This window comes from Streptomyces sp. AC627_RSS907, from assembly GCF_019049165.1.
In genome coordinates, this window is the sequence record NZ_JAGMUE010001518.1 from 1 (window position 1) to 774 (window position 774).

The 774-nt window shown below is 76.0% G+C and carries 1 protein-coding gene; it reads right to left on the reverse strand.

Annotated features, from left to right (window positions below):
- The coding region (locus tag KUM32_RS42775) for an MFS transporter (protein ID WP_217146948.1) at positions 1-756 on the reverse strand (756 nt) is incomplete at its 3' end.
- Between the last annotated feature and the right edge of the window lie 18 nt (positions 757-774).

The window sequence follows — 774 nt, forward strand, 5'->3', positions numbered from 1 at the left end:
GGGCAGCACCGCGACGGCGGCCACCACGGTCCACAGCACGAGGCCGGTGCGCCAGTCGCCGCCCAGCGCGTCGGTGAGGGGCACGGTGCTGGCCGCGGCGATGGAGGTGCCGAGGGCCAGCGCCATGGTGTAGACGCCCGTCATCGGCCCGACCCGGTCCGGGAAGCGGCGCTTGACGATCACCGGCAGCAGGATGTTGCTGACGGCTATGCCGGCGAGCGCGAGGGCGCTGGCGAGCAGGAAGCCGACGGTGCCGCCGGCGAACGGGCGGACCAGGACGCCGAGGCCGATGGCCACCAGGCCGGCGCAGACGACGGTCTCCTGGCCCCACTTCCTGGCCAGCCGGGGCGCGGTCAGACCGAAGATCGCGAAGCACAGGGCGGGCATGGAGGTGAGCATTCCGGCGACGGTGCCGCTCATCCCGAGGCCGTCGCGCACCTCTTCGAGGAGGGCGCCGAGGCTGGTGATCGCGGGCCGCAGGTTGAGCGCGGCCAGGACCAGCCCGGCGACCAGCAGCCGGCGCTGCCAGGGCGATCCCGGGAGCGCCGTCCTGGGCCGCTCGCCGGCGGCGGCCGGTGCGCCCTTGCCCGCGTTGGCGTCCTCGCCTGCGCTCTCGCGCACGGCGGGCGCGGGCGGCGCGGCGGTTCCCGTGTGCCGCGCCGCGCTGTCGCCCGCGGCGGGCGTGCGGCCGTGCTCGGCCGTGGACCGGTCGCGCGCGGGCGTACGCCCGGCCTCCGCAAGGTGGTCTTCTGTCATGCGGCCATCATAGAATCA